Here is a 26895-nt window from a genome sequence, read left to right on the forward strand (position 1 = left end):
CGCACTACCTACTGGTCGTCGCGAACGAGAGCGCCGAAGCGAAGTCGAGCACCTGCTGAATCCCCGCCGGGCCGTCCGCGGCGGCCGAGATCCGCAGCGAGATGTCGTCGGCGGCGACGGAACCGGTGTAGCCGTGGTCGGCCTCGCAGTTCGGGTCGGCACAGACGGCCGGCTCGAGGTCGATCCGGTTCACCATGCCCCAGCCGATGGTCAGTACGACCTCGCCGCCCGCCACCGGCTCGCCCTTGCCGCCGGCGGCGCCGTAGCCGGCCGGGTTCGGCACGACCCGGTTCACCACGACCGCGTTCACCCGGTTGAGCGGGATCGCCTCGGTCGAGGTGGACGCGTAGGGCGCCCGGATCAGGTCGTCGGCGGCATGCTCGTCGGTATGGCCGACGATCAGCCGGCTCGGGGTCAGCGCCAGGATGGTGATGTGGCGCCGGACCTCGTCGCGGTCGAAGGTCGGCTCGTGTTGCAGCACGAAAGCCCGGATCGGTTCGCCGGCGATGGCCACGGCGAGAGAGTCCGTCACAACGTCTGGGTAGTAGCCGCACCGGTCGATCGCGTCGCGAAGGTCGGACGCGACGTCCACGAGCTCCGGGACCGGCGCATTCAGGTCACGCATGACCTCATCCTTGCATGCGCCGGGCCCGGAGCCCGATTGGTGGCTGTGGACAGTTGTGCGTCCGGGGTCAGCCGACGCTGGCTTTGCGCAGTACCGGCGCGCCCGCGGCACCGGCGACGGCGACCAGGACGAGGCCGATGATCACCTGGGCACCGAGCAGGATGACGCCCGAGCTCCCCTTGGTGAGCACCTCGCCACCGCTCAACGCGAGCCCGGTCAGCGCTCCGAATCCGACGACCGGGAGACCGACCCCGATGACCGGTACGACGGCCGCGAGGCGGGCGGATCGTTCGATCACCTTGAGTGGTACGCCGGACCGCCTGAGGGCCTTCGCAGGGCCGGCCTGGTCGAGTGCGGTGCCGACTGCACCGGCCGCTGTGGATGCTGCGCCGGTGACGAAGACCAGGCCGAGCAGGAGGGCGACGCCGAGTCTCAGGTCCTTGTACATCCCGGCGTCCTGCTCGTCGCGCTCGGCGTTGGTGAGCGGGACTTTGCCGGGTACGAGGTTGTAGAGGGCTGTGCGGGCCTTCTCATGGTCGGCAGGTGGGATGGAGATGATCACCGAGTGGTCGTCGGTAGTGACCTTGCCGCTGATCTTCGCGTCTGCCAGCAATTGTCTGGCGTCCTTGGCGACGGCGGCTACTTGTCCTTGCTTCGGGCTGAACTCGAAGGCTTGGTCCGCGGCGGTGCTGTTCATTCCGTACGGCATGAACAGGGCGAGGAATCCGGTGACGAAGCCGCTCAGGACCAGCGCGGCGACCGGGCGGAACGCTGCTTTGGGGTCGTCGGCGAGGCGTCGGCCAGCCAGGAGGGCGACGGGGCCTTTCGCAGTACGGGCCATGAACTTGCCGATGAGCTGTACTGCGAACGGGCCGACGATTCGGACCGCTAGGGCGGCCAGGCCGATGCCGATCAGCAGGGGGATGATCGCGCCGCCGGTGCCGAGGATGGCGAGCATGATCGGGCCGACGACCAGCAGGCCCAGGCGGAGTGCGCTCGTTGCCTTCCTGGTCTGACCGCGGACTACGCCGAGCGGGGTGATGCTGACGCGGCCTAGGCCGATGAGCGCGCTGATCACTGAGAGGACCGGTACTGCGATCAGGACGATCAGTGCGACCCACCAGCTGGGGGTGAGGTCGTGGACGTACCAGCGGCCGCCGCCTAGCGGGATGCGGGCGATGAGCGGGGTGAGCAGGGTGTAGCCGATCAGGCCGGCGATGGCGCCTAGCAGGCCGAGTACTGCTTGCTCTACTGCGCTCAGCCAGAGGACCTGGCTGCGGGTTGCGCCCGCGAGTCTTAGTGCGGCTAGGCGGTGTTCGCGGCGTTTGGCGGCGACTCCTGCTGCTTGGCCGACCAGGCTGAGGAGCGGGAAGAGGACGAGGGTGATGCCGAACGCCACGAGGACCAGCAGGACAGCCATGCGCTCATCGAGGGCTTTACCGTTCCAGCTGTCGAGGTACTTCGGGTGGTCGGTTGGGGCGACGCCGGGTGAGTTCTTCTCGACGCCGTGGATGATCACCCACTCGTTGGGTGAGGACAGGCCTTTGTCGGTGATGACTCCGGTCGGCGTTTTCGTGTTGAAGCGCTTGGCCAGGTCGTCGGACCAGTGCTTGGCGACCTCGGGCGAGACGAACACCTCGCCGGGTTTCGGCGCGGCGGCCAGGCCGGGTGGTGGTGCGACCTGCTTTTGCGGGTTGTTGATGGCGACGTCGTACCGGGTGATCGGGATACCGCCGGCCATGTCCTCGATCTCGTTGACGACGCCGACGGCGGTCTTCTGGTCGCCGTCGTCGGTGGTACGCCAGCCGATGCGGTCGGAGCGATGGGTCAGGCCGAGCGATCCGGCGATGAGGAAGGTGACGAGGAGAGCGACGATCGCGGTCGCGCCAAGGGCCGCCAGGTTGGCCGCACGTCCGCCGGGGCCTGGGCGGCGTACGAACCGCAGACCCAGATCAGTCATCGGATTCATCGGTCGCTCCCTTTGCCGTCGATCCGCAGGTCGGCGCAGCGGCTCATCGGTCGCTCACCCGGCCGTCGACGATGCGGAGTACGCGGTGGCAGCGGGCGGCTACGGCGTCGTCGTGGGTGACGACTACGACCGCCGCGCCTCGGTGGGTGGCGGCGCCGACCAGGAGGTCGATCACCTGGGCGCCGGTGGCGGCGTCGAGCGCGCCGGTGGGTTCGTCGGCGAAGACGGCTTGGGGTTCGCCGACCAGGGCTCGGGCGATGGCTACGCGTTGGGCCTGGCCGCCGGAGAGTTCGCCGGGGCGGCGGCCGGCTTCGTTGGCGAGGCCGACCTGGGCGAGGGTGGCGCGGGCACGCTTGATGGCCTCGCGGCGGGAGACGCCGTCGACCATGAGCGGGAGTGCGACGTTCTCGTCGGCGGGCAGCTCGGCGAGGAGTTGATTGTCTTGGAAGACAAAGCCCAGGCGGCGACGGCGCAGCACGGTGCGGGCTGCATCGTTGAGCTGATCCACTCGATCGTTGCCTAGCCAGACCTCGCCCTGGTCGGGGCTGAGGATGCCGGCCAGCACATGCAGCAGCGTGGTCTTACCGTTGCCGGACGGGCCCATGACCGCCAGGGCTTCCCCTGCACGGACCTGAACGTCAACGCCGGCTAGGCCGACTACGTCGCCGTAGTACTTGACGAGTCCACGTCCGGCAAGCACCGGCGGCTGGGCAGAGTACTGGTCGGCCTGCGGCGCCGGATGCCGCGCGGCGTGAGGGTATGCCTGCGACGCCGGATGCTGGTTGCCCTGACTAGCAAGCTGCTGCGTAGACGGCTGCGCATGGTGCGGATGCTGGGCGGTTGGCCGCGGGGCTGGGGGCCGGCCTGGGATGGGCTGGGGGTTCTGGTTGGTGCTGGGGACGCCTGGGTAGCTCATACCCGGTAGCTTTCCGGGTTCCGCCTGCTGGTACGTCGGCCCCGGGACCGGTCTTCCCTGCGCCTTTCGGCGCCAGCGAGCCCCGTTCCGTAGTACCGGAGTCGTACACGGCCGTACCCGATGAGCTGTGGCGACCTTGAACACCAACTGGTGGGCTTGAACACGCTATTTCATGTCCGAGGTCACCGGATGGTGTTCAAGGTCGCCAGCGTTGGTCGCCGTTGAGGTGAGGGCTAGGTGGTTGGGAAGGCTGAGGGGTAGGCGTCTCGGTAGCTGAGGGTGCGGGCGGTGGCGGTTTCTACCGTTTGGGCGGACAGGACGGCGTGGGCGATGGCTCGGGTGAGGGTGCGGGCGCCGGCGGCGAAGATGGTTTCGAGTTGGAGCAGGGTGGTTGGGTCGGTGACGGCGAGGCGTGGTGTTGCTTTGCCGGTGGACAGGGCGAAGATGCTGTCGCCGTCGACCAGGGTGTGGATCGGGTCGATCGCGCGGGCCAGGCCGTCGTGGGCGATCATCGCCATGCGTTTGGTGGCGGCCTTGTCCAGGGAGGCGTCGGTGGCGACTACGGCGATGACGGTGTTCATGCCGGGCATGCGGCCGGGGAGGTCCGGGGGCGGGTCGGTGGGGGTTCGTAGTACGGGGAACTCGCCTGGGAAGCCGTAGCGCTCGGCCGACAGGCGTCCTTGCGGATCGACGGCTGAGCCGGCGGCGTTGACGATCACCAGCGCGCCGACCGTCGTACCGTCCGCGAGGCGCACACTGGCCGAGCCGACGCCGCCCTTGAGCCCGCCGACATACGCCCCCGCCCCGGCGCCATAGTTGCCTTGAGCAACCGGCCCGTCGGTGGCTGCCTCGAGCGCCTGGCGTCCCCAGTCCGCGGTCGGCCTGGCCTGGAATCCACCGCCGCGACCGAGGTCGAAGATCACCGCGGTCGGGACGATCGGTACGACGTCCTTCTCCCCCGCCCCGACGCGCACGCCCTGCCCGCGCTCTTCGAGTGCCGCCATCACACCGGTGGCCGCGTCGAGCCCGTACGCGCTGCCGCCGGTGAGCACGATCGCGTTCACGCCGGCATTGGAGTTGACCGGATCGAGCAGGTCGGTCTCGCGAGTGCCGGGGGCGCCACCGCGGACGTCGACGCCGGCTACTGCGGTGTCGGGGACATGGATGACCGTAGTACCGGTCAGGTATGGCGCGTCGGTGCGCTCGACCTGACCGACCAGTACGCCGGGGACGTCGGTGATCGCGTTGTGCGGACCGGGCTGCGGCTGCTCACTCGTCATGGGAACTGTCTAGCACCACAGCGAAATTCAGTTGCTGCCGACATTACGTTGGACAGTATGAATGCCGACCTGCTCTGTGGTTCCTTGGCCGAACCGTCTCGCTTGCGCACGTACTCCGCCGTCGTCCTCGGCGCCCGTACGCCGGACCAGATCGCAGCAGCCACCGGCCTCTCCCCCGCGGTCGTCGGCAAGTCGGCCCAGCGCCTGATCAAGACCGGCTTGCTCACAGCGACTGCCGATGGGTTCCATGCGGTCGAGGACGTCTTCAAGGAGGTCGCCCGCAGCGGTCGCCGCGAGGTCGAACCACTCGACCCCGATCCGGCCCGCGACGCCGTCCTGCGCGCCTTCATCCGCGACGGCCGGCTGACCCACTTCCCCACCTTCCCCGCCAAAACCCGCATCGTGCTCGAGTACTTGGTGCAGTCCTTCGAGCCGAACCGCGCCTACCCGGAGTCCGAGGTCAACACGATCCTCAACACGTGGCACGAAGACCACGCAGCCCTCCGCCGCCTCCTGGTCGACAACCGCCTCCTCACCCGAACCGACGGCATCTACCACCGGCCCACCGGATAACCCCTCGGTCGGTGATGTCTGGTAGCTGGCTGGCCTAAAGCTGCTATTGGGCGTTTGCGGGGGTAGGCAGGCGGTTGACTTCGGGGATGGAGAATTCGGCGGGTGTGTCGGGGCGGTTGGTCTGGCGCCGGGTGGTGGTGATCGGTATGGCTGGGCTGTGTCTGCTGGCGATTGGTGGGGGGGTGTATGTCGGGCTGTTCGGCTTGGGCGAGCGGCAGGTCCATACCGTCAGCTACAACGGCACGCACGAGGTGATGTGTACCGACAGCCGTCACCTTGTCTTCAAGGACGGCGGCACCATCTCGCTGTGCGAGGGGAGCGGGTTTGTCGGGGTTGACGGGTTCAGCGGTGACGAGCTCGAGGAGGCCGTCAACCTGGTCACGGAGCTGGCGAGCGATGGCACCGTCGACAAGGCGGACCAGCGTCGGCTGACGGACCTTTCGGAGCGCATCAGCCGGAACCACGGGGAGAGCAGCAAGCCACACAGCACCGCGGGGTTGATCACGATGGCGGCCGGTCTGTTCGTTGGTGGCTGCTTGGTGATCGGCGGATTGATCACCCGCAGCCTCCGTCGCCCCGACGCCGCGGCCCCGCAGGGCTAGGTGGAGCGGACCACGCCGGCGGCTTGCTCGAGCAAGTCGAGGGTCGGTAGCGAGATGAGCAGGTCAGCGACCTGACGAGCAGCGAATGCTCGATGCTCGTCGGCCAGGCCGACATCCAGCGCCGCGCTTGCCTGGCCGTGGAGGAAGTTGAGGGAGATCGCCACGCCGGTCGCGAAACCGGCCGGGCCGTCGAGGTTTGCGGGGCCGCCCGCGGTTCGGTAGGCGATGATGATTTGGCGGAGGTTCTTGGGCTGGTCGAGGTGGTGCATCAGCAGTGCGCCCAGCTCTCGCCAAGGGGCCAGGGTGCCGACGTTGTCCCAGTCGACCAGGTAGTTGCGGGTGGCGGAGCGGAGCACATTCGCGTTTCTGAGGTCGCGGTGACACCAGACCTGGTCGCCGATCGGCGCGGTGTTGACGAGAGCGGTGAGTTCGTCCAGTCGTGGGTGCAGTTTGGTGAGGGCCGCCGCCCACTCGACCTGTGCGGTCTCCGCCGCATCGAACAGCGACGGCCAGTCAACGTCGACCCGGTGGTACCAGGGCACAACCTCAGTTGAGCCTCCGGGCCAGTCGAGAGCGTGGATCACCGCCATCTGCTCGGCAAGCCAAGCGGCTGTCTCGGCATCCTGCCAGTGCGGGACCTCGCCGTCGACCCACTCGTACATCCGCCACCGCTCATCACCGACCTGTACGACGTACTGCCCGTCGACCGCCACCAGCGGCAACGGACTCCGCACTCCAGCCTCCGCACACGCCGCCCGGAAGGCCACCTCGGTCTGAAGAGACGCCGCATCACCTTGGGCCCAGAACAGGTTCTTCGCAGCGAACACTCCGGCTGACGTTTCCAGCCGCCAGATAGCTCCCATCGCTCCACGCGCGACCTCATGCCACCCTGTCACCCATCCGATCTCGAATGACTCGGCAAGGTGAGCGGCGATCTCCACACCACTACCTTCTTTCGTGGCAGGGTCACTCGCCCGGGTGCGGGACGTATCGTGACCGGACCATTGCTCGAATACGCCGGGGGTTGGGTGAAGCGCCACACATGGCAGCACGCGTTGCCGTTGAGGTTTCTCCTGGTCGCCGTCGACGCTGACGACGAGGAGCAGCTTTGGGCGAGTTGTACGGCCGCCGAGGGCCTGTTCGTCGCGCCGCCGTCGCCGCCACGCGAGGTACTTACCGTGCGGGGATGCAAACCTGACGGCGCGTTCAAGGAGGCGCTCGCCGCCGCGGAGGCTTCATACCAAGGACTCGGCGACGTCGGTGTCGATGTCTGGGATGGTGACCAGCCAGTGCAGTGGTGGACGCTCAAGGACGTTGCTGTGCTGGCTCAGCTGCCGGATTCAGGCGACTCGGGCTTGTACGACCTTGTGATCGGAGCGGGCGTCGTTCCCGACGCCGACTCCTGCCGACCGCCGAAGGCCCCAGGTTTCGAACTGTTCGCCCCGGGCCAGACGGTTGGTGGCAGCCGCTGCTCCGCTATCGATGGTCTGTTCAGGTCACGTCCAGATCCGGCGGCTGTGCCGCTGGAACTCATCGGCTGCGAACCGACTGAGTTGCTGCTTGGCCGAGCAGACACGTCGGGCTGGGGTCGTCTCCTGGTGCTGGACCGAGACGGTGCCGTGATGGCAGCCGTCGCCCTGGGGCTGGACATCGCCGAGGTGCGGCCGTCCGTGATCGGAGCGGCGTTCGTCGACATCACGCTCACCGACGGCGGTGATGAGCGGCCGCTGCCGGCGGTTCGCCCGATCTGGGACCGGTGGTACGAGAGCCCACCGGCGGAGCCCAACCTCTGGGCACCGTACGACTCGCAAGGCAGATCCGCGTGGATCGAACTCAGCACCCATGCCTGGCGGACACCGCCGCCAGGTCCCGATCTCTCCGGAGGCGAGTACCACCTCGATGGCCGCTTCGTCACGGATCACCCCGGGCTCCACTGCGCGATGGCGGAAGCTCTGCTCGGACCTGGCAGCTACTTCGGCCGCGAGCGGAACGCCTTCAGCGACTGCCTCTGCGGTGGATTCGGCGTGGTGCCGCCGTTCACGCTCAACTGGCATGACTCCGATGTGGCACGGCAGGCGTTCGCAGGTGGCCGGGGCGAGCGCCTGACCTACTTCGAGGAGGTCGTGCGGCTTCTCGAACGGTACGGCGTCACCGTCGTGCTCAGGTGAGGCGGCGGGCGGGGGTGTCTTGGCGGGGTTTTTCGTTGGGGGCTATGCGGATGGTGGTGTCGAGGACGGTGGCGCCTTGGGCTGCTACCAGGACTGAGCGGAGGTCGCAGCGGACTACCTCTTCGAGTTCCAGGGTCAGGCGGGAGACTCGGTGGAGGAGGTTTTCGATGGCTGGGATGTCGACCGGGTCGGAGCCTCGGTAGCCGTAGAGGAGGGGGGCCGCGCGGACCTCGCGGACCATTTCGGCGGCGTCGGTGGTGGTGAGGGGTGGCATGCGGTACGAGCGGTCGCCGAGTAGGTCGGTGGCTACTCCGGAGAGGCCGAAGGTGACCACCGGGCCGTAGGAGACATCCTCTAGGGCAGAGATGACTACGGGGACGCCGGGTGGGGCCATCTTCTGAACGACGAATTGGGCTCGGGCGGGGTCGGAGGCCACGCCGAAGGTGCGGGTCATCTCGGCCCAGGCCTCGCGCATGTCGTCTTCGTCGTGGATGTGGCGCCAGATGTCGGCGAGGTCGGGGCGCATCCGCCATTGCTCGGCGGTCGCTTTGAGGATGACCTCGAAGCCGAGGTCGGCGGCGCGGTCGACCGCTTCGTCGGCGGACAGGACGGGGAAGGCGGGCAGCACGCTGATGTCGTAGAAGCTCAGGAGGCGCTGGCGGTCCGCATCGTCCAGGTCGGCGCCATGGGGGTGCCGTTGCAGGAACTCGGCGACGAAGTCTTCCGCGCCGGCCGTGTCGATACCGGGCAGATCGGGGATCCGGCTGTCGGCGCGTCGTCGCCACTCGGCGTACGTCGTCGCCTTCGCCAGTGCGCCCACCGCGTACTGCGGTGAGGAGAACGACGGAATCGAGCCGCGAGCAGCGCCACCGTGCTCATCGGGCACGCGAAGCTGCTCGGGAACGCTGCGCGACGCGAGGAAGGTGGACACGACAGGCTTGTCGGACCCAGCAGCCGCCGCGGCGAGGACGCGCGCGACCTCGGCACCGTTCGACTGGACCGGCGGGGTGAAGATCACCACGACCGAGTGGACCCGGTCGTCCGCGAACACCTCGCTCAGCGCTGCGCCGAAATCGGCGGCCGTCGCCTCGGCGTTGAGCGTGCGCGGCTCCCCCGCCACGGCGAGCCCGCACGCCGCGACCGAATCGAGCGCGAGCAGCGTCAGCGCGTCCGAGTTGCTGACGATCGCCACCCGGCGACCCTTCGGCAGCGGCTGGTGCGCGAGCAGCTGAGCGACGTCGAACAGCTCCCCCGGCGTGTCGACGCCGATCAGCCCGCTCTGCCGGAACAGCGAATCGACCGTTGCCGGGGGCAACGTGCTGCGACGGACCGTGTGCCCGAGCGGCACGCCCTGAGTGGCCCGGCCGGACTTGAGCGCGACCACCGGCTTGCGGCCGGCCAGCCGTCGCGCCACCCGGCTGAACTTGCGCGGGTTGCCGAGCGACTCCAGGTAGAGCAGGACGACCTCTGTCGCCTCGTCGGAGTACCAGAACTGCATCAGGTCGTTGCCGGAGACATCGGCACGGTTGCCGGCCGAGACGAAACTCGACAGTCCGAGCCCGCGCCCGACCATGTCCGCCAGGATCGACACGCCGAGCGCGCCGGACTGGCAGAAGAAGGCGACCCGGCCCCGGCTCGGCATCAACGGCGAGAGCGTCGCGTTCAGGCTGACGCCGGGCGCCGTGTTGATCACACCGAGCGCGTTCGGGCCGATCACGCGCATCCCGTACGACCGGGCGAGGCCGACCAGGTACCGCTGTCGCTTGCGCCCCTCGTCACCGATCTCGGCAAACCCGCTCGAGACCACCACCAGCCCGCGCACGCCCTTGGCCGCGCAGTCCAGGATCACGTCGGCCACCATCTCGGCCCGCACCGCGACGACGGCCAGGTCGACCGGCCCGTCCACGTCCCGGATCGTCGGGTACGCCGGTACGCCGTCGATCTCACTGGCCTGCGTGTCGGTGTTGACCGCGTACAGCCGTCCCGGGAAACCCCCGTCCCGAAGATTCCGCAGCAATGCGTTGCCGATCGTGCCCTCACGACGCGACGCGCCGATCACCGCGACCCCGGCCGGGGTCAGCAGCCGGGCGATCGAGAGCGCCTCGGACCGCTGCTCGCGCGCCTGCATCACCCCGAACGAGGTGTCGGTCGGCGCGATGTCGAACTCGACCATGATCACGCCGTCCTCGAACTCCCGGGCGACCTTGTAGCCGGCCTCCGTGAAGACGGTGATCATCTTGCGGTTGTCCGGCAGCACCTCGGCGATGAACCGGGCGATGCCGTGCTCGCGGGCCGCCTGGGCGAGGTGCTCGAGCAACAGTTGCCCGAGGCCACGGCCCTGGTGCGCGTCCTCGATCAGGAACGCGACCTCGGCGGTCCGCCGGCCGGTGCGCTCGTACCGGCCGACGCCGATCATGTCGTCGCCGACCGTCACGATCAGCGCGAGCCTGTCCACGTAGTCGACCTGGGTGAAGCGCGCCACGTCGCGGTCGGACAGCTGCGGGTACGGAGCGAAGAACCGGTAGTACTTCGACTGCTCCGAGACACGGCCGTAGAACGCCACCAGCAGGTCCGCGTCACCAGGCGTGATCGGCCGCAAGTGCGCTGTCGCCCCGTCGCGCAGCACAACGTCCGCTTCGTACACCGCTGGATAGCCCTCTGGGTACTCCAGGACATACTGGGCCGGTCGCTGAGGCTGGTCCGGCACTGTCACGCGGCCAGCGTACTCACTCACCGGACTTCGGAGGATGGCAATTCCATGTGGTGGCTGAGTGCGCTCGGTGGCATCGTCGCGCTGGCCACCGGTCTGCTGGTCCCGTCGGACGCGCTCGACGTGATCGAGCGGATCGCGCCGGTGCTCGTCTTCCTGATAGCTGTCACGGTGATCGCCGGGCTCGCCGACGCGGCCAAGGTCTTCGACGTGGCGGCACGTGAGGCGGCCCACCTCGCTCGCGGCCGGATGTGGCGGCTCTGGCTGCTCGTGGTCGTGCTCGCGACCGCGCTGACCATCGTTCTGTCGCTGGACACCTGCGCCGTGCTGCTCACCCCCGTGGTGCTCGCGATGGCGCGCCAGCTCGAGATCCCGCCGAAGCTGTTCGCGTTCACGACCGTCTGGCTGGCCGGCACCGCTTCGATGCTGCTGCCGGTGTCGAATCTCACCAACCTGCTCGCGCTGCACCAGTTCGACCGGCTCGGTCTGGGGCTGCGCGACTACGTCGGCCTCAGCTGGCGACCGGCGATCGCTGCGATCCTGGTCACGGTCGCCGTCCTGGCCGGGCTCTTCCACAAGGATCTGCGCCGGTCGTACGACGTGCGGCCGACGCCCGCCCTGGACGACAAGGTCCTCTTCTGGGGCTCCGCGGCGGTCTGCCTGGCGCTCGGCCCCGCCTTCGTCACCGGCATCGACGTCGCCTGGCCGGCCGGCGCCGGCGCGCTCATCCTCGTCGTGCTCTTCGCCGTCCGCCGCCGAACACAGCTCACCTGGGCCCTGGTGCCGTGGCGCCTCGTCATCACGGTGGTCGGACTGTTCCTCGTCGTCGGCGCGCTCACGGCCCACGGCCTCGAAGGCCTGCTCAGTGACATCGCCGGCAGCGGTGGAAACCTGGCCGCACACCTGCGACTGACCGGCACGGCAGCGCTCGGCGCGAACGCCGTCGACAACCTTCCGGCGTACCTGGCGATGGAGCCGGTGGCCTCGGCGGACGGCACCCGGATGATGCTGCTGCTGATCGGGGTCAACTGCGGCTGCCTGCTCACCCTCTGGGGCTCGCTCGCCACCCTCCTGTGGCGGGATCGCTGCCGTGCCGCCGGAGTCCACATCTCCTGGTGGTCGTTCCTGTGGCGCGGGCTGATCCTGACCCCGCTCGTCCTCACCGGTGCCGTGCTCGCAGTCAGCCTCGCCTGACTGCCAGCAAAGCCACGGGAAGGACGCTGGATCGAACATGCGTTCGACTTTAGTCACCCCGGGTGGCGTTGCGCAAACCGGATGTCGCGTTGCCGATCTCGGTGCGCTCGGCAATAGTGCGGACCATGAGCGAGGAACAGAGCACCTCGGACAACACCCGCACGTTCCGTGAGGCGCGCGACTTCCTGGTCGCCCATCGCGAGGACTACGACACCGCGTACCGCGAGTTCAGCTGGCCCGCGTTCGATCACTTCAACTGGGCCCGCGACTGGTTCGACGCGCTCGCCGTCGAGCAGGCCGAGGTGGCCGCGCTGACCATCGTCGAGGAGGACGGCGAGGTCAACTCGCTGACCTACGCGGAGATGGCCGAGCGCTCCCGCCAGGTGGCCGGCTGGCTCACCGAGGCCGGGCTGCAGCCAGGCGATCGGGTGCTGATCGTGCTCGGCAACATGGTCCCGCTCTGGGAGGTGATGCTCGGCTGCATCCGGGCCGGCGCCGTGATGATCCCCGCGACGACGCTGCTCACCGACGCCGATCTGGCCGACCGGATCACGCGCGGCGCGGTACGGGCCGTCGTCACGACCGCGCAAGACGCACCCAGGTACGAACGTATCGCCGATCACTGCATCCGGGTCAGCGTCGGCGGTGCTGTGGACAACTGGCTCGACTACGAGGATTCGAAGACCTACGACGGCCCTGTTCCGGCACCGGACACGAAGGCCGACGACTCGCTCCTGCTGTACTTCACCTCCGGTACGACGAGTCAGCCCAAGCTCGTCGAGCACACCCAGGTCAGCTACCCGGTCGGTCACCTCTCCACGATGTACTGGATCGGCCTGCAGCCCGGCGACGTGCACCTCAACGTCTCGTCCCCCGGCTGGGCCAAGCACTCCTGGAGCAATGTCTTCGCGCCCTGGAACGCCGGCGCGACCGTCTTCCTCTACAACTACACGCGCTTCGACGCCGAGAAGATGCTGCAGGTCCTGCAGACGTACGGCGTGACGACCTTCTGCGCGCCGCCGACCGTCTGGCGGATGCTGATCCAGGCCGATCTGTCGGTGGTGGACATCAAGATCCGCGAGTGCATCTCGGCCGGCGAGCCGCTCAACCCGGAGGTGATCGATCAGGTCCGCCACGCCTGGGACATCACCATCCGCGACGGCTACGGCCAGACCGAGACGACCGCGCAGATCGGCAACCCGCCCGGCCAGCCGGTCAAGCTCGGCTCGATGGGCCGGCCGCTCCCGGGGTACCGGATCGCCTTGGTCGACCCGACCACCGACGAGGTCGGCGACGACGGCGAGATCTGCATCGAGCTCGCGCCCGCACCGGTCCCGTTGATGCGTGGCTACCGCGACGCCGAGGAGATGACGGCGGAGGCGATGCGCGGCGGTTTCTACCACACCGGCGACGTCGCGAGCCGGGACGACGACGGCTACATCACCTATGTCGGCCGCTCCGACGACGTGTTCAAGGCGAGCGACTACCGGATCTCGCCGTTCGAGCTGGAGTCGGTGCTGATCGAGCACCCGGCCGTGGCGGAAGCAGCCGTCGTACCGTCACCAGACCCGGTCCGGCTGTCGGTGCCCAAGGCGTACGTCGTACTGGCGGCCGGGCGTGAGCCGTCGCGCGAGCTGGCCAAGGAGATCCTCGAGTTCTGCCGCGAGCACCTGGCGCCGTACAAGCGGATCCGGCGGATCGAGTTCGCGGAGCTGCCGAAGACGATCTCGGGCAAGATCCGCCGGGTCGAGCTGCGCGCGGACGAAGCCGCCAAGGTCGAGAACGGCCGGCCCACCGAGCACGCCTACGACGAAGCGGACTTCAAGACGGGCTGATCCCGGGGTTTGTCGGTACGCCGTGCTGCAATGGCCCAATGTCTACCGACACGGGCCTCGGCATCGCGGCCGTCGTGGTGCTGCCGCTGCTGGTCGCGATCGCGGTGGTGGCATCACGGCTGGCCTCCCTGCGCCACGAGAAGGGCATCGTCACAGCCGCCCTGCGCGCGCTGGTCCAGCTGGCCGCGGTCGGTGCCGTCGTCGGTTTCGCGCTGCAGTCGATCTGGGGCACGCTCGGCTTCGTCCTGCTGATGATGGTCGTCGCCACGATCACGAGCGCCCGCCGCCTGCGCCACGTCGCCGTGGTCCCGCGTCAGTACCTGTACTGCGCAGCCTCGATCGCCGGTGGCGCAACCCTGGTCCTTCTACTGCTCGTCCTCCCCGGCGTGGTGCCGCGCAATCCCGGCAGCATCCTGCCCATGGGCGGCATCATCGTCGGCGGCGCGATGAACGCGACCACGCTGGCCGGCCGGCGCCTGCTCTCGGAGTACGGCAGCCGGTACGGCGAGTTCGAGGCCGGACTGTCGATCGGCCTGATGCAAGCGGACGCGTTCAAACTCGTCGCCGGCCCGGTCGCCGGGGACGCGCTGCTCCCGTCTCTCGACCAGACCCGCACAGTGGGCCTCGTCACGCTCCCCGGCGCGTTCGTCGGCATGGTCCTGGGCGGCGCTTCACCGACAGCTGCTGCGGCGTTGCAACTCGTAGTACTGATCGGTCTGCTAGCGGCGGGCTCGATCGCCATCCTGATCACAACCGAGCTCCTTGCCCGCTCATCCCTTCCGGACGGGCGTACGGTTTCCTCATGACCGACGACAAGAGCCTTTTCAGCCGGATCGATGAGCTTGTTGCCGAGGAGCACGAACTCCGGAGCAAGCACGCGGCCGGTGAGATCAACGACGCTGACGAGAAGGACCGCCTGCGCAAGCTCGAGGTCGAGCTGGACCAGTGCTGGGACCTGCTGCGCCAGCGCCGTGCCAAGCGTGAGTTCGGCGAGAACCCCGAGGATGCCCAGGCCCGCTCGGGCGAGATCGTCGAGGGTTACCTCAACTAGGACGTCACCGGGGTGGGCCTCAGCAAGGCCCACCCCGGTGACGAAGTCAGAAACCGCGGAGGCTGTCCGGGCGGATCCGGATCAGCACCGAGTAGTCCCTGTGGAATGCGTCCGCGGTCAGGTCGAGGCCGGCCATGCCGTCCGCGTACTTCGCGTTGTACGCGGCGAACTCCTCGTCCGTGGCGGGCTTGCCGTCGAGCACGGCCTCGCCGGTGATCACGCCGACGTCGCCGCCGGTGTGGGTCGCGTTGAAGTTGAGCGCCACCCGGGACTGATCGGCGATGTTGTGCACCTTCGCCTTGCCGGGCTGACTGAACACGAGGATCTCCGAACCGTTCCAGCTGAACCAGACCGGGTTGGGCTGCGGCGTACCGGACTTGCCGACGGTGGTCAGCCAGATGACCAGCTCGTCGTTCAGTTGGCGCTCGATCCGCGCGCCGAACTCGGTGGAGTTGTCGATGGTGAACATATGGGCCCCTCAGGTCTCGCCGGAACGGGTCAGGACGGACCCAGCCGGCTCCACTCGATCGCCGGGCAGCGGTTCATCACCATCGTCAGACCCGCGGCCGTCGTCCGGGTGTAGGCGTCCGGATCCACCACATCCAGCTGGAACCAGACCGCGCGCGCGTTGATTCCCACCGCCTGGTCTGCCACGGAGCCGGCGAGCTCGGACCGTACGAAGACATCCACGCAGTCCACCGGGAACGGGATGTCGGCCAGCGACGCATAACCCTGCTCGCCGTGCACGGTCTCCGCCGCCGGATGCACCGGCACGATCCGCTTGCCCCTGCTCTGCAGGAACCGGGCCACCCCGTACGCCGCCCGCTGCGTGTTGTTCGACAGTCCCACCACCGCCCACGTCTCGCAGTCAGCCAGCACCTTCCGGATGTCACTCTCATCAGCCCACGTCACGGCACAATCCTCCCCCGCCGGACAAGCCGGCCCGCACCGGTCAGCACCGGCAGATCAGCACCGGCAGGGTCAGCTCCGCAGATAGGTCAGCACTGCGGACACCCGCCGGTCCCGCCCGTCGTCCAGCCGGAGTTTGGCGAAGATGTTGCCGACGTGTTTGCGGACTGCTGCTTCGCTGACGACCAGTTCTGAGGCGATCGAGGAGTTGACTCGGCCCTCGGCCATCAGGGCCAGTACTTCGAGTTCGCGCGGGGTCAACGCTGAGAGCGGACCGTCGTCGCGGCGGCGAGCGAGGAGCTGGCGGACTACCTCGGGGTCTACGACGGTTCCGCCTTCGGCGACCCGGTCGAGGGAGGCGAGGAACTCGGTGACGTGGCCGACTCGGTCCTTGAGGAGGTAGCCGATGCCGCCGGTCGTTGTCTCCAGCAACGAGGACAGGTACGCGTCGGCGACGTACTGCGAGAGCACCAGGATGCCGATCTGCGGCAACTCGGCCCGGATCGCCGCAGCCGCCCGCAGCCCTTCGTCGCTGTGGCCGGGTGGCATCCGTACGTCCGTGATGACCACGTCCGGCGGCTCCTTGCGGACGACGGCCAGCAACGTGTCCGCGTCGCCGACGGTGTCGCGGACCTCATGGCCGGCCCGGTCCAGGATGCTGGCCAGCCCTTCGCGCAACAGCAGTGAGTCTTCAGCCAGGACGATGCTCAGTCGTCGAGCCGGCACGGGCACTCCATCCTCAGTCGAGTCGGCCCACCGGGTGGGCTGGACAGGTCGAGTGTGCCTCCCAACGCATCCAGCCGCGTCACCAGCCCGGTCAATCCGGTCCCCTGCTTGTCCTCGAAGCTCGCGCCACCGATCCCGTCGTCGGTGATCGCGACGACCAGCCGATCGCCGGCGATCCAGCCCTCGACCTCACACCGGGTGGCCTGGGCGTGCTTGGCCACGTTTCCGAGGGCCTCGCTCACCACGAAGTACGCGGCCGCCTCGATCGGCGTCGGGAGCCGGCCCGGCAACGCCATCCGCACGCTCACCGGCAGCGGGCTACGGTCGGCAACCTCTCGTACCGCAGCCTCCAATCCGTGGTCGACCAGGACCCGTGGATGGATCCCGCGCACGGCCTCGCGCAGATCCGCCAACGCGGCCTCGGCCTCGGCATGCGCCTTGATCACCAGCCTGCGGCCCTCCCCCTGGGGCAGGTCAAGTTCAGCGAGTCCCAACGTCATCGTCAGCCCGACCAGGCGCTGCTGTACGCCGTCGTGCAGATGCCTCTCGATCCGCGCCCGCTCGGTCTCGAACGCGTCGACCAGATCGAGCCGGGACCGGCGCAGCTCGGCCACGTTGCGTCGCAACTCGTCCTCACGCGGCCCGAGCAATGCCTTCGCCAACTCCGCCTCAGCCCCGGCGAGCGCACCGAGGATGTACGAGCTGACAACGTAGAAGGGCGGAGCGAACAAGACCAGGAACAGCCAGCCCTCGCCAGCGGTGTCCAGCGTCCACGGCCCCATCCCCATCTCTTCGTGCGCGGCGATCCAGGGCGCGCCCAAGGACAGGACGAGAGCGGTCGCGCTGATCCCGGCGAACATCGCGCTCAACGGCCAGACGAAGACGCCCAGCAAGAGCCCGTACCCGAGCGCCCGCACCGACGCCTGTTCCCGGCGGCGGAAGGTCAGCCGGGCCCGGACCGTGAATCCCGGGGGAATCACAGCATGCGGCGACCGCACCCCACCCGGGATCATCAACCGGACCCGCCATCGCTCGACGACGCCGATCAGGGTCCCGGCCAGCGGGAACGCCATCAGCATCATGATGCCGATGATCAGTGGGCTGAGCAGCAGGCTCAGACCAGCCGCAGCCATCAGCAGGACGATCGTCACGGCGCCGAAGGGAACCGAACTGAGCAGGTAGGCATAGCTGCGCCACGGCCAGGACGAGACGAGGAACCGGCTCGATGCCAGGGCGGCCCAGGCCGTCTTCGGTTGCTCCACTTGCTCAACACTAGGTCCGCAACAGGCCCCAGGTCGGTAGCGTGCGCGCTACTCCAGGTGTCCCGCGCAGGCCAGGGTGCAGTGGCTGCCGACCACGTTTGCTGGAACCATGACCAGCACCGCGCCGATGCGCCCCTCCGTCGTACCGAGTGAACCGCCCGCCCTGCTCCTGGACGGGATCACCAAGACGTACCGCTCCAAGGCCGGCTCGGTCGAGGCGCTGCGGGGCGTCACGTACCACTTCGTCCGCGGCTCGTTCACCGCCGTCATGGGGCCGTCCGGCTCCGGCAAGTCGACCCTGCTGCAGTGCGCGGCCGGGCTCGACCAGCCGACCTCCGGCGACGTGATGCTGGGTGGGAACAGTCTGCGCGGGCTCAACGAGGTAGCGCTCACCAAGCTGCGCCGGGAGCAGATGGGCTTCGTCTTCCAGGCCTACAACCTGCTGCCGTCGCTCACCGTCTACGACAACATCGCGCTGCCGCTGCGGCTGACCGGACGCAAGCCGCGCCGCGACGAAGTACACCGTGTACTCGACCAGGTCGGTCTGGAAGGCAAGGCCCGGCGCCGCCCGGCCGAACTCTCCGGCGGCCAGCAGCAACGCGTGGCGATCGCCCGGGCCCTGATCACCCAGCCCGCCGTCTTCTTCGCCGACGAGCCGACCGGCGCGCTGGACAGCAGCACCAGCCGGCAGATCCTCGGGTTGTTGCGTGAGGCAACCGATCGGGCCGGCCAGACCGTGGTCATGGTCACCCACGACCCGGTCGCCGCGGCGTACGCCGAACGCGTCCTGTTCCTCTCCGACGGCCTGGTCGCCGGCTCGATCGACCGCGGCACGCCCGCGCAGATCGCCGCGGCCATGAGCGAGCTGGAGCGCTGATGTTCTTCCTCAGCCGGCAGACGGTCCGCCGCCATCTGTCCCTGTACGCCGGATCCTTCGTCGCCCTGGCCGTCGGCGTCTTCCTCCTCGGGCTGGCCGCTACCGCAACCGCCGCCACCATCGCCTACCACGGCCCGGGCATGGAGACCATCACCGTCAACCTGCCCAACGCAGACCCGCCGACCACCGCGAAGGTGCTCACTTCGGGTGCGGACGCGTCCGGGCTGCAGGTCGTCCTGAGCATGGTCGGAGTGATCTGTGGCTTCATCACCGTCTTCGTCATCGCGAGCACCTTCGCCTTCGCCGTCGCGTCGCGGCGCCGGGAGGTCGGCCTGATCCGGCTGATCGGCGCGACTCCGAGGCAGGTCAAGCGGATGGTCCTCGGCGAGGCATTGGTCGTCGCGCTCGCCGCGTCGATCACGGGCGCGATACTGGCTCAGCTGGTTACTCCCCTGGTGCTGGCCAAGGCGTCCTACACGGAGTTGGCGCCGGTGAAGCTCGAGCCGGCCAGCCCGTGGGTGCCGTTGGCGATCGCCGTCGCGGCCGGGCTGATCGTCGCGATGCTCGGCGCCCGGTCGGCGGCCAGGCGCGCCGGCCGGGTCGGTGCCGTGGATGCCCTGCGTGAGGCGGCCCTGGAGCCACCCCGCATCGGACCCGTCCGGGTGGTCTTCGGCGTACTGGTCCTGGCCGGAGCCATCGTCCTGCTAGCCCTGATCCGCCCCGGCACCGGCGACGCGGTCGTCCCGCTGGCCATGTTCACGCCGATGCTGCTGGTCGTCGCGCTGACCCTGCTCGCACCCCTCGTCGTTCCGCTGATCGCCCGGCTGCTGGCGACGCCGTTGATCGCCTGGACCCAGGTGTCCGGACGACTTGCCCGCAGCAACGTGGTCGCAGCACCCCGCCGGAGCGCGTCACTCGCTTCCCCGATCCTGGCCATCTCGGCGATCGCCGGCTCGATGGTGCTCACCCTCAGCTTCGCCGCCGACGCCTCCACCGCGACGATCCGGGAGACCGTTCGAGCCCCGATCGTCATCACCGCGCCGCCGGGCACCCCGGCAGTCGGAGAACAGATCCGCCGTACGCCGGGAGTCGCGCTGGCCGACGGCGCGATCCCGGTCCAGCTCATCCGCACCGACACCGACAGCGCCGAACTCGAGGAGGCCGAAGCGATCGACCCGGCCGTCGCCACCAAGACCCGGGCTATCATCCCGATCACCGGGGACCTGACGAAGCTGACCGGCAAATCGGTTGCCGTGAGCAATGAGTCGGACGGCCACAAGTACCGGGTCGGCGACAAGATCGGCGTCACCTTCCTCGACCGGAGTACCGACCAGCTCGAGGTGGTCGCGATCCTCAAGGCCGCCCCAGAGGTGAACCCGCTGATGTTCGTGTCGACGGACCTGGCCCGGGAGCACGCTGCGCAGGCCACGCCGGCCCGCTGGTTCGTTCAGCCGGCTGACGGGGTCGGGGCCGCCGCGCTGATCACAACTCTCGGCGAGAGGCTCACCGGCACCGGCGCGGCCGTAGTACCGGCTGCCGACTGGGAGCGGACCGAGAGCGAGGGCCTGCGCAAGGGCAACCAACTCGGCCTGATCCTCCTACTGGGCCCAGCCGCGTTGTACAGCGCCATCGCGATCGCCAACACCCTCCTGATGGGCAGCCTCCAACGCCGCCACGAGTTCGTCACCTCCCGCCTCCTCGGCGCCACCCCCGCCCAGATCCGCCGCATGGTCCTCTGGGAGTCCGCCCTCGTCGGCGCCGTCGCCCTGACCCTCGGCACGGTGATCACGGTGACGGTGGGCCTACTGATCCGGCATGCAATGTCAGTGGGCCTCACCGACGTACCGGTGACCGTGCCGTGGACCACCCTGCTCTCCATCGGCACGGTCTGCCTCGCACTGGCGGTCGGAGCGGCGCTACTCCCCACAGCAGTAATCCTGCGCCGCTCCCAACCGTCAGCCGCCCTTCAGTCCTGACCCAACCTCCGCCTGGTCTCCCGGACGAGCTCCATCAGGGCCGGGTCGATCTCCTGCAGCACCTCACCGTGCCCCTCCTTCTCGAGCATCCGGATCACGTAGCCGTCGATCGTCTCCCAGCGGAAGTCGCCGTCCGACCCGGCGATCACCCGGTGCAGCACCGCGAGGGTCGCGACCACAACCTCGCGCCGGCCCTCGGCCAGCGCTGGGAGCAGTACGTCGGCGTGGACGAGGCTGGCCACGTCGCCGTACAACGGACCGTTCAGGAACCGCCCGTACTCTGCGGCGTCGGCCAGCTCCCGGCCGGCCAGAGCCGCCAGCGCAGAGCGCGCCACAGGGACCGTCATCCACAGCAGGTCGGCGAGCTCGCTGCCGAGACTCCAGTCCATCAGCCCGCGGCCGACCTGCTCGTGCTGGACCGCCGCCAGCCGGCCGGCCGCCAGGGCTTGCGCCGTCGGGCTGCGCCGGCTGACCGTCATCGGTCCGGCGGCGGTGTCGACCTCGATCTCGTCGTCAGCTGTCATCCCGACATGTCCTCCTTGCTCCGAAGTAACACCGCGCCCATTCCTTCCGGGCCACACATGATCCCGACCGGGTCGCCGATCGCGCACAGGTTGCCGACGAACTTCTCCTTCTGGTTCCCGTCCGAGCCCAGGTTGATCTTCGCCAGGTCGATCACCGTCGGCACCACGCCGAGCGCACCCATCCCCTTGATGAACCCTCTGGTCGTGGCGCCCTTCTCGGGGTACCACTGGCGGACCACGCCGTTCTCCTTCGGCCCGCCGAGGTTGAAGCTCGCGTCGCTGACGTGCCGGAAGGCGGGCTTCTCCTTGGCGCTGCTCATCGCGTCCCTGAACCCTTTGTTCTTGTTCGCATCCTCGTTGATCGCCCGGGTGACCATACCGGTGCGATCCTCCTGGTTCAGGCCGCCGAGCAACTCTCTGGCCTCGGAGATGGCGCGCGCACGCTCGATCTGGGTCAGCAGCGGCTGGCCCTTGCTGGTGTCGACGTCGTCGTCCTGCAGCAGGGTGACCAGGGCCGACAGGTCACGGGCCACGGCGTCGGCGTGGTAGACGCCCTTGGTGGCCCGGCCGGTCAGCAGTTCGTTGCGCAAGGCATCGGCCTGTTTGCCGCTGCCGATCCAGTTCTTGTCCGTCGCCTCCGGGTAGATGTGGGTGAGGATGCGGTCGAGTCGCTGGTTCTGCACCTTCGGCTTCTGCGCCTTGGGTTTCTGCGGGATGTCCGGCTGGACGTCGACCGACAGCGGCCGCGGCGGCGGGTTGCACGAGCAGTGGCCACCCGAGGCCACCTCGGTGCACTCCTCCGAGCCGCAGAACTTCTGACCAGACGGATCCGAGTTGGTGATCGGGCTGTTGTTGGCGTACGCGTAGCCCTGCATCTGCTGGGGGTCCGCGACATCCATGATCGGGTCGACCGAGACGAAGCGGCCGGTCTCCGGCTCGTACTCCCGGGCGCCGATGTGAGTCAGTGCGGTGGACGGGTCGTTCGTACCGCCGACGAAGCCCTTCTCGTCGTGCCAGCCGACCGGGGTGCCCCGAGAGGCGCCGAAGGGGGTTTGCCTGCGCTTGGTCACCGCCTGGGTGGCGGCGTCGATGCTGACCTGAGCAGTGCCCTGATGGTCGTCGGACAACCAGGTCAGGGTGCTGCCCGTCCGAGCGGCGACGGTCGCACCGCCATGCATGTAGTAGCGCGTCGCCTTGACAGTGCCGGTGGCCCGATCGAGCTTCAGTTCCTGGCCGGGCAAGGTCAGCTTCACCGTGGAGGCCTCGCGGCGGATGAGGCGGTTGCCGCTGTTGTCATAGACGAAGGACGTCTTGCGGCCGGCCTTGTCGGTGACCTCGGCGAGCCGGCCTTCGGGGTTCCAGGCCAGCGTGTCGTCGCGGGCACCGACCTTGCGGGACGTGGTGTTCCCGGCAGCGTCGTACCCGTAGCTGTCGGTGCGGGTCCCACTGGTCACCGAGGTCAGCGAATGTGGACGGTCGGCGACGGCGGCCGGGTAGGTGTAGTTCCGCGTGACGTCGCCGCCGGTCGCGTGTTGGGTCTCGGTGACCCGGTTGCCCGACTTGTCGTAGCCGAAGGACTGCCAGTACGGCGCGGGGCCGCTGAGCCCAGCAGTAGTCGGTTCGGCCGAGCAATCCGAGCCGGGAGTCCATGCCTCCGTCAAGCGCTGCAAGTAGTCGTACCGGAAGCACTGCACATCGCCGGTCTGGTCTTGCGGGGTGTCGGAGATCGAGGTGAGGTTGCCGCTCGGGTCGCGGGAGTAGCGGATGTCGGACTGCATCGGCCGGGTGACCTCGGCGTCGACGATCTTGCGGTTCAGTTGGCGGGTGTGATCGTCGTAGTAGTAGGACAGCCACGCCCGCTGGGTGCCCTCCCCCAGATGCACCCGCTGCACCTCGCCGTAGCGGGTGTACTCGGTGTTGAGCGCGTACTCGACAGTCGCACCGTCGAGACCGCCGAAGGTCTGGACTGGACGGCCCGCGTCGTCGTAGGTGTGGTTGAGCGTCTCGGCAGGCAGGTCCCCGGCGGCCGGGTAGGTGGTGCTCATCTGACTGCCGTCGACGTTGTACTTGGTCGTCGTCGTGTAGGTCCCGGCCAGCTCGGCCTCTTCCTCCGGAATGGTGAACTTGGTCTGCAGCGGCTGGTTCAGCGCGTTGTACGACGTGACCGCGCTCGTGTACGCCTTTCCGCCGTCGTACCGGGTCTCCGACGCGGGCAGGCCCTTGCCGAACGACGCGGTGTCGTAGGTCCACTTCGCCAGCACGGTGCCGCCGCTGCTGGTCGACAACTTCCGGCCCAGAACGTCGTAGCTGTTGGTCACGGTGACGCCCCGGGCGTCGCTTTCGGTGAGCAGCCGCCCATCGACGTCGTACGTCTTGGTCGACACGCCCTTGTCCGGGTCGTCGACCTTCGTCTGCCGGCCGGCCAGGTCGTACTCGACGTTCCAGGTACTGCCAGCGGGGTTCTGCACGGAGGCGAGCCGGCCGGCCCGCGTGTAGGTGTATTTGGTCGAGTCGTACGCACCGGTCGGCGTCGCTGCCTTGTACTGCCGCAGCTCGGTCGTCTGGCCGTCCATGTCGGTGATCCGGGTGGTCGGAGTACCACCGGCCGGGGGCGTGATGTCGACCCGGTCACCGCCGTAGCGGGTGCTCGTTCGCCACTTCTCGGTCGTTCCACCCTGGTAGATCTGCTCGACCGGACGCCCGGCGCCGTCGTACTGCGTCACTGTCAGGCCGGGGACGTCCGCCTCGCTGCTCGCCGTCCACAGCTGGTCGTCGACGGGCGCGTCGTTGAAGTACGGCTGAGTGGACTTGTACGTCCGGCCCTGCGAGTCGTAACGGGAGTCGGTGAGTAGACGCCCGCCGCCAGGGGCCGGTGACTGGACCTGGCGTACCCGGAGCAGGCCGTCGTACAGCTGGTTCGATGTGGTGTAGATGCCGTTCGGGCCGATCTTGCTGCTGCTGATCACCGACGGACCGGTGCTGCGGATCGTGTAGCTGATCCGCTCGCTGCCGGTCGGATTGGTGCTGCGCAGCCGGTTGGGTTGCCACGCCTCGACGGCGCGGCCCAGTGCGTCGTACGCGGTCTCCGACTTCCGCTCGTTCGGGTCGACGTTGGTGAGCGGCTTGTCCCAGGCGGGGTCGAGGGTCTGGGTCGTCGTGTGGCCGGCGGCGTTCCTGGCCACCAGTTGGGTCAGTGCTCCACCGGTCGCCGGCGTGTAGGTCGTCGTCGAAGTGGCCCCGAGAGCGTCGGTGCTGGTGAGCTGACGGCCGTACACGTCGTAGGTGCGAGTCTCGTCGGTGACGTAGACAGGGCCGGACGCCGGATACTTGTCCATCCGCTCCGACTTGGTGAGGCTGCCGGTCCCGTCGTACGTCTGCAGTACGTCGGACAAGGCATCGGCCGGGTACGTCGCTGCCGTGCCGCAGCCGACAGCGACGGTCTCGACGCGCGACGCCAGGTCGAGGATCCACTTGTCGGTGTTCCGGGCGTACGTCGTCCGGGTGCACTTGTCGTCGTCGCTGCGGCTGAGGTCGCCCTGGTCGTCGGATTCGGTCGCCAGACCGCGGTCGTCGTATTTCGTCGACACCTTGGCCTTCAGCCAGCCGCGGTTGTTGTCGAGTGCGGTGTAGTTCGTGGTGGTGCCTTGGTTGACGATGTAGGCCTTGTAGTCGCCTCGGGTGGCGGTGGGGCCTTGCCAGACGGGCTCTGTGATCGACTTGCTGACTACGGTGTCGCTGTCGCCCAGGTAGGTGATGGTTTCGAGCGGGGCGCTGTTCAGCCAGTCATGGTCGGAGTGATTGACGCCCTCGGAGTCGGTGACGTTGACTGTCCGTTTGCCGGTGGGCAGGTGGTCGTCGTGCATGCCCCGGTAGAACCGCTGCTCCGACATCGTCACCGGGCCGGATGGGTCGTTGGGTACGCCGCTGCGGATCCGGACCCGGCCGTAGCCGCGGTAGTCGTTCCAGGTCTTCTTGTCGGCCGGGGTGAACTCGGAGTCGTCGTAGTGCCAGGCGGCGCCGTCGAGGTACTCGTAGCTGGTCTGCTGCTGTGGGTTGGCGCTGATCCGGTCGGACTGCACCACCGAGGCGACGACGTACTTGTTGAAGTAGTCGGTGCGCTCGGCGAAGTTCTTCTTGGTCCAGCGGACCGGGAAGCACCGCTTGGTGTTGGTCTCGGCGTTAGTGGGCGCCGACAGGCAGTCGGGGGCCGCGTAGTTGACCGTGGTGACCCCGCCGGCCTCGGACACGATGCCGGTGAGCCGGTAGCGGATCAGCGGGGACAGGTTGTCGCCGCCCTGGTACACCCGGTTGGCGAACTTGGAGCCCTCGAAGGTGACCGGGTCCAGGGTGATCGCAGTTGGGCCGGCCAGGCCGGTGTGGGTGATCGACTTCAGCCAGAGAGCGGCCTTCTCGCCGTCACCGGGGTTTGGGAACTGGTGGTCGAGAGTCCAGCGGTCCACCTCGGCGAAGCCGTCGGTACGTCGCACGCTCGTGGTGACCGAGGCGAGCCGCTTGGTGGTCCAGAAGGTCGGGACATAGTGGTCCTTGCAGTTCGCCGCGCACTGCTCGTCCAGCGGGACGTCCGGGAAGTTGTCCTTCTTGTCCAGCGTGCAGGTGCTGCCTGGCACGCAGCGGTCCGCCACTGCGAAGTCGACCCGGCCGGTCGCCGGGGCATCGACCGCCTCGTTCAGGCCGTACTCGATCGAAGACAGGTAGCCGCCGCGGGTGTAGGAGACGGCGGTGTCCTTGAGGTTCTGCCCGTAGGTACCCATCTCCGGCACGTAGTTGTAGATCATCACGTTGCCGAGCCGGTCCACGACCTTGTCGAGCTGCCAGCGCCAGGCCTGTGTGCAGGACGACGCCTCGAAGGTGGCGCCGTGGCAGGGCTCGCCGGTGTCGTCGCCGTACACCGGTACGGTCCAGGTCGACTTAGACTCCTTCCGCGAGCCGAAGTAGTACTGCGTGCCGCCGACGTCGGTGATCCGCCAGTACTCCTTGTCGGCGTCCCCGTTGTCCGCGCCATTGAGCCGCTCGATCCGGGAGCCGTCGTCCTGCTTGCTCCGCCAGCCGTTCGCCCCGAGGATCAGCTGGCCGCCGCTGCCGCCGTAGACGGCCGACGCGTTGTCGGAGCGCCAGCAGAGGTCGGGAGTGTTCTGACCCTTGGTACTGCCTTCCTTGTCGTCGGCGCAGCCCGAGTACGAGCGCTCGATGAACCCGGGCTCGAGCGACCAGCCGTCGCCGGCCCAGGACGCCTGGTTGTTGGTGGCGCTGGTCCGGCCATCAACCGCCGAGCTGGAGTACGACAACGCCAGGCTCGGCTGGAGCCCACCCGGCGCAGGCGGTACCCGTAGCGGGTAGGACCACCTGAAGTCGCCGGACTGGGCTGAGACAGACCAGGTTGCCGACTGCGACAAGGAGGTGGCCGAGGAGGTTCCTGACCCTTCCTTCGGGGCAGCGGACGTCGCCTGGTCACCCTGCAGGGCTTGGCTGCTGGCCTGGTCCTCTGGCCGTGCCGACATCGTCTGCTTGGTCGACGGCACCGAGGTGGTGCCGGGCAAAGGAACGGACGGACCGCTGGTGGCGGCCGCTACCGTCGGGGTGGCGACCGTGGTGGTCAGGGTCGCCGTCAGCACCAGCGCGGCCAGTACAGCCGCGGGTTTGCGGGCAGGACGAACTAGAGATCTACGCATGGGAGTCC

Annotated in this window: 21 protein-coding genes; 9 read left to right on the forward strand and 12 right to left on the reverse strand. The window is 68.6% G+C overall.

Annotated features, from left to right (window positions below; all coding sequences use genetic code 11):
• Positions 1-4 precede the first annotated feature (4 nt).
• From ABD768_RS02715 to ABD768_RS02730, 4 genes are all read right to left on the reverse strand, one after another.
• A complete protein-coding gene (locus tag ABD768_RS02715) occupies positions 5-625 on the reverse strand; it encodes a DUF5998 family protein (RefSeq protein WP_343979159.1) in 621 nt (206 codons plus the stop codon).
• A gap of 67 nt (positions 626-692) precedes the next feature.
• Positions 693-2594 (reverse strand): FtsX-like permease family protein, encoded by a 1902-nt coding sequence (locus ABD768_RS02720; RefSeq protein ID WP_344836925.1) that lies wholly within the window; start codon positions 2592-2594, stop codon positions 693-695.
• Positions 2595-2637: 43 nt separating this feature from the next.
• Positions 2638-3294, reverse strand: a complete 657-nt coding sequence (locus ABD768_RS02725) for an ABC transporter ATP-binding protein (RefSeq protein ID WP_344836928.1) — start codon at positions 3292-3294, stop codon at positions 2638-2640.
• Between the two features lie 449 nt (positions 3295-3743).
• Complete coding sequence (locus tag ABD768_RS02730; RefSeq protein WP_344836931.1) at positions 3744-4790, reverse strand: P1 family peptidase; 1047 nt, start codon at positions 4788-4790, stop codon at positions 3744-3746.
• Positions 4791-4847: 57 nt separating this feature from the next.
• Between ABD768_RS02730 and ABD768_RS02735 the strand changes: the two genes are divergently transcribed.
• Positions 4848-5363, forward strand: a complete 516-nt coding sequence (locus ABD768_RS02735) for a DUF2087 domain-containing protein (RefSeq protein WP_343979148.1) — start codon at positions 4848-4850, stop codon at positions 5361-5363.
• A gap of 86 nt (positions 5364-5449) precedes the next feature.
• Positions 5450-5965 carry a hypothetical protein gene (locus ABD768_RS02740; RefSeq protein WP_344836934.1) on the forward strand — a complete coding sequence of 172 codons (516 nt, stop codon included), beginning with the start codon at positions 5450-5452 and terminating at the stop codon, positions 5963-5965.
• Here the strand turns inward: ABD768_RS02740 and ABD768_RS02745 are convergent.
• Positions 5962-6828 (reverse strand): phosphotransferase enzyme family protein, encoded by an 867-nt coding sequence (locus ABD768_RS02745; protein WP_343979142.1) that lies wholly within the window; start codon positions 6826-6828, stop codon positions 5962-5964. The genes ABD768_RS02740 and ABD768_RS02745 overlap by 4 nt on opposite strands.
• Positions 6829-6993: 165 nt before the next feature.
• On the opposite strand from ABD768_RS02745, the gene ABD768_RS02750 reads away from it, so the two are divergent.
• On the forward strand, positions 6994-8133 hold the full coding sequence (locus ABD768_RS02750; RefSeq protein ID WP_344836937.1) for a barstar family protein: 1140 nt from the start codon (positions 6994-6996) through the stop codon (positions 8131-8133).
• Here the strand turns inward: ABD768_RS02750 and ABD768_RS02755 are convergent.
• Positions 8126-10846, reverse strand: coding sequence for a bifunctional acetate--CoA ligase family protein/GNAT family N-acetyltransferase (locus ABD768_RS02755; protein WP_343979136.1), 2721 nt, complete (start codon positions 10844-10846; stop codon positions 8126-8128). The genes ABD768_RS02750 and ABD768_RS02755 overlap by 8 nt on opposite strands.
• 45 nt (positions 10847-10891) lie before the next feature.
• On the opposite strand from ABD768_RS02755, the gene ABD768_RS02760 reads away from it, so the two are divergent.
• The 4 genes from ABD768_RS02760 (at position 10892) to ABD768_RS02775 (ending at position 14923) form a co-directional block, all read left to right on the forward strand.
• Positions 10892-12037: an ArsB/NhaD family transporter gene (locus tag ABD768_RS02760; protein ID WP_344836939.1), complete on the forward strand. Its 1146-nt coding sequence runs from the start codon at positions 10892-10894 to the stop codon at positions 12035-12037.
• Between the two features lie 125 nt (positions 12038-12162).
• Positions 12163-13872 (forward strand): AMP-binding protein, encoded by a 1710-nt coding sequence (locus ABD768_RS02765; RefSeq protein WP_344836942.1) that lies wholly within the window; start codon positions 12163-12165, stop codon positions 13870-13872.
• A gap of 38 nt (positions 13873-13910) precedes the next feature.
• Positions 13911-14678 carry an ABC transporter permease gene (locus tag ABD768_RS02770; protein ID WP_344836945.1) on the forward strand — a complete coding sequence of 256 codons (768 nt, stop codon included), beginning with the start codon at positions 13911-13913 and terminating at the stop codon, positions 14676-14678.
• The gene (locus ABD768_RS02775) at positions 14675-14923 is read left to right on the forward strand and encodes a DUF2630 family protein (RefSeq protein ID WP_343979126.1); all 249 of its coding nucleotides are present in this window, start codon (positions 14675-14677) and stop codon (positions 14921-14923) included. The genes ABD768_RS02770 and ABD768_RS02775 overlap by 4 nt, the downstream gene beginning before the upstream one ends.
• A 46-nt stretch (positions 14924-14969) precedes the next feature.
• Here ABD768_RS02775 and ABD768_RS02780 read toward each other — a convergent pair whose 3' ends face one another.
• The 4 genes from ABD768_RS02780 to ABD768_RS02795 all read right to left on the reverse strand — a co-directional run bounded on the left by ABD768_RS02780 (position 14970) and on the right by ABD768_RS02795 (position 17820).
• Positions 14970-15392 (reverse strand): TIGR03667 family PPOX class F420-dependent oxidoreductase, encoded by a 423-nt coding sequence (locus tag ABD768_RS02780; protein WP_344836948.1) that lies wholly within the window; start codon positions 15390-15392, stop codon positions 14970-14972.
• A gap of 29 nt (positions 15393-15421) precedes the next feature.
• Positions 15422-15835: a CoA-binding protein gene (locus tag ABD768_RS02785; RefSeq protein ID WP_343979120.1), complete on the reverse strand. Its 414-nt coding sequence runs from the start codon at positions 15833-15835 to the stop codon at positions 15422-15424.
• Between the two features lie 69 nt (positions 15836-15904).
• The gene (locus tag ABD768_RS02790; protein WP_343979116.1) at positions 15905-16558 is read right to left on the reverse strand and encodes a response regulator; all 654 of its coding nucleotides are present in this window, start codon (positions 16556-16558) and stop codon (positions 15905-15907) included.
• A complete protein-coding gene (locus ABD768_RS02795; protein ID WP_344836951.1) occupies positions 16540-17820 on the reverse strand; it encodes a sensor histidine kinase in 1281 nt (426 codons plus the stop codon). Before ABD768_RS02795 ends, ABD768_RS02790 begins: the two co-directional genes overlap by 19 nt.
• Positions 17821-17929: 109 nt before the next feature.
• Here ABD768_RS02795 and ABD768_RS02800 point away from each other — a divergent pair, with 109 nt between their 5' ends.
• Together ABD768_RS02800 and ABD768_RS02805 are read left to right on the forward strand one after the other, a co-directional pair.
• Positions 17930-18697 (forward strand): ABC transporter ATP-binding protein, encoded by a 768-nt coding sequence (locus tag ABD768_RS02800; RefSeq protein ID WP_344836954.1) that lies wholly within the window; start codon positions 17930-17932, stop codon positions 18695-18697.
• Positions 18697-20673: an FtsX-like permease family protein gene (locus ABD768_RS02805; RefSeq protein ID WP_344836956.1), complete on the forward strand. Its 1977-nt coding sequence runs from the start codon at positions 18697-18699 to the stop codon at positions 20671-20673. Before ABD768_RS02800 ends, ABD768_RS02805 begins: the two co-directional genes overlap by 1 nt.
• Here ABD768_RS02805 and ABD768_RS02810 read toward each other — a convergent pair.
• Positions 20664-21197, reverse strand: a complete 534-nt coding sequence (locus ABD768_RS02810) for a hypothetical protein (protein WP_344836958.1) — start codon at positions 21195-21197, stop codon at positions 20664-20666. The two genes, ABD768_RS02805 and ABD768_RS02810, sit on opposite strands and share 10 nt — an antisense overlap.
• On the reverse strand, positions 21194-26887 hold the full coding sequence (locus ABD768_RS02815; protein ID WP_344836961.1) for an RHS repeat-associated core domain-containing protein: 5694 nt from the start codon (positions 26885-26887) through the stop codon (positions 21194-21196). The genes ABD768_RS02810 and ABD768_RS02815 overlap by 4 nt, the downstream gene beginning before the upstream one ends.
• Between the last annotated feature and the right edge of the window lie 8 nt (positions 26888-26895).

It is taken from the genome of Kribbella ginsengisoli (genome assembly GCF_039537185.1).
Taxonomy (GTDB): domain Bacteria; phylum Actinomycetota; class Actinomycetes; order Propionibacteriales; family Kribbellaceae; genus Kribbella; species Kribbella koreensis.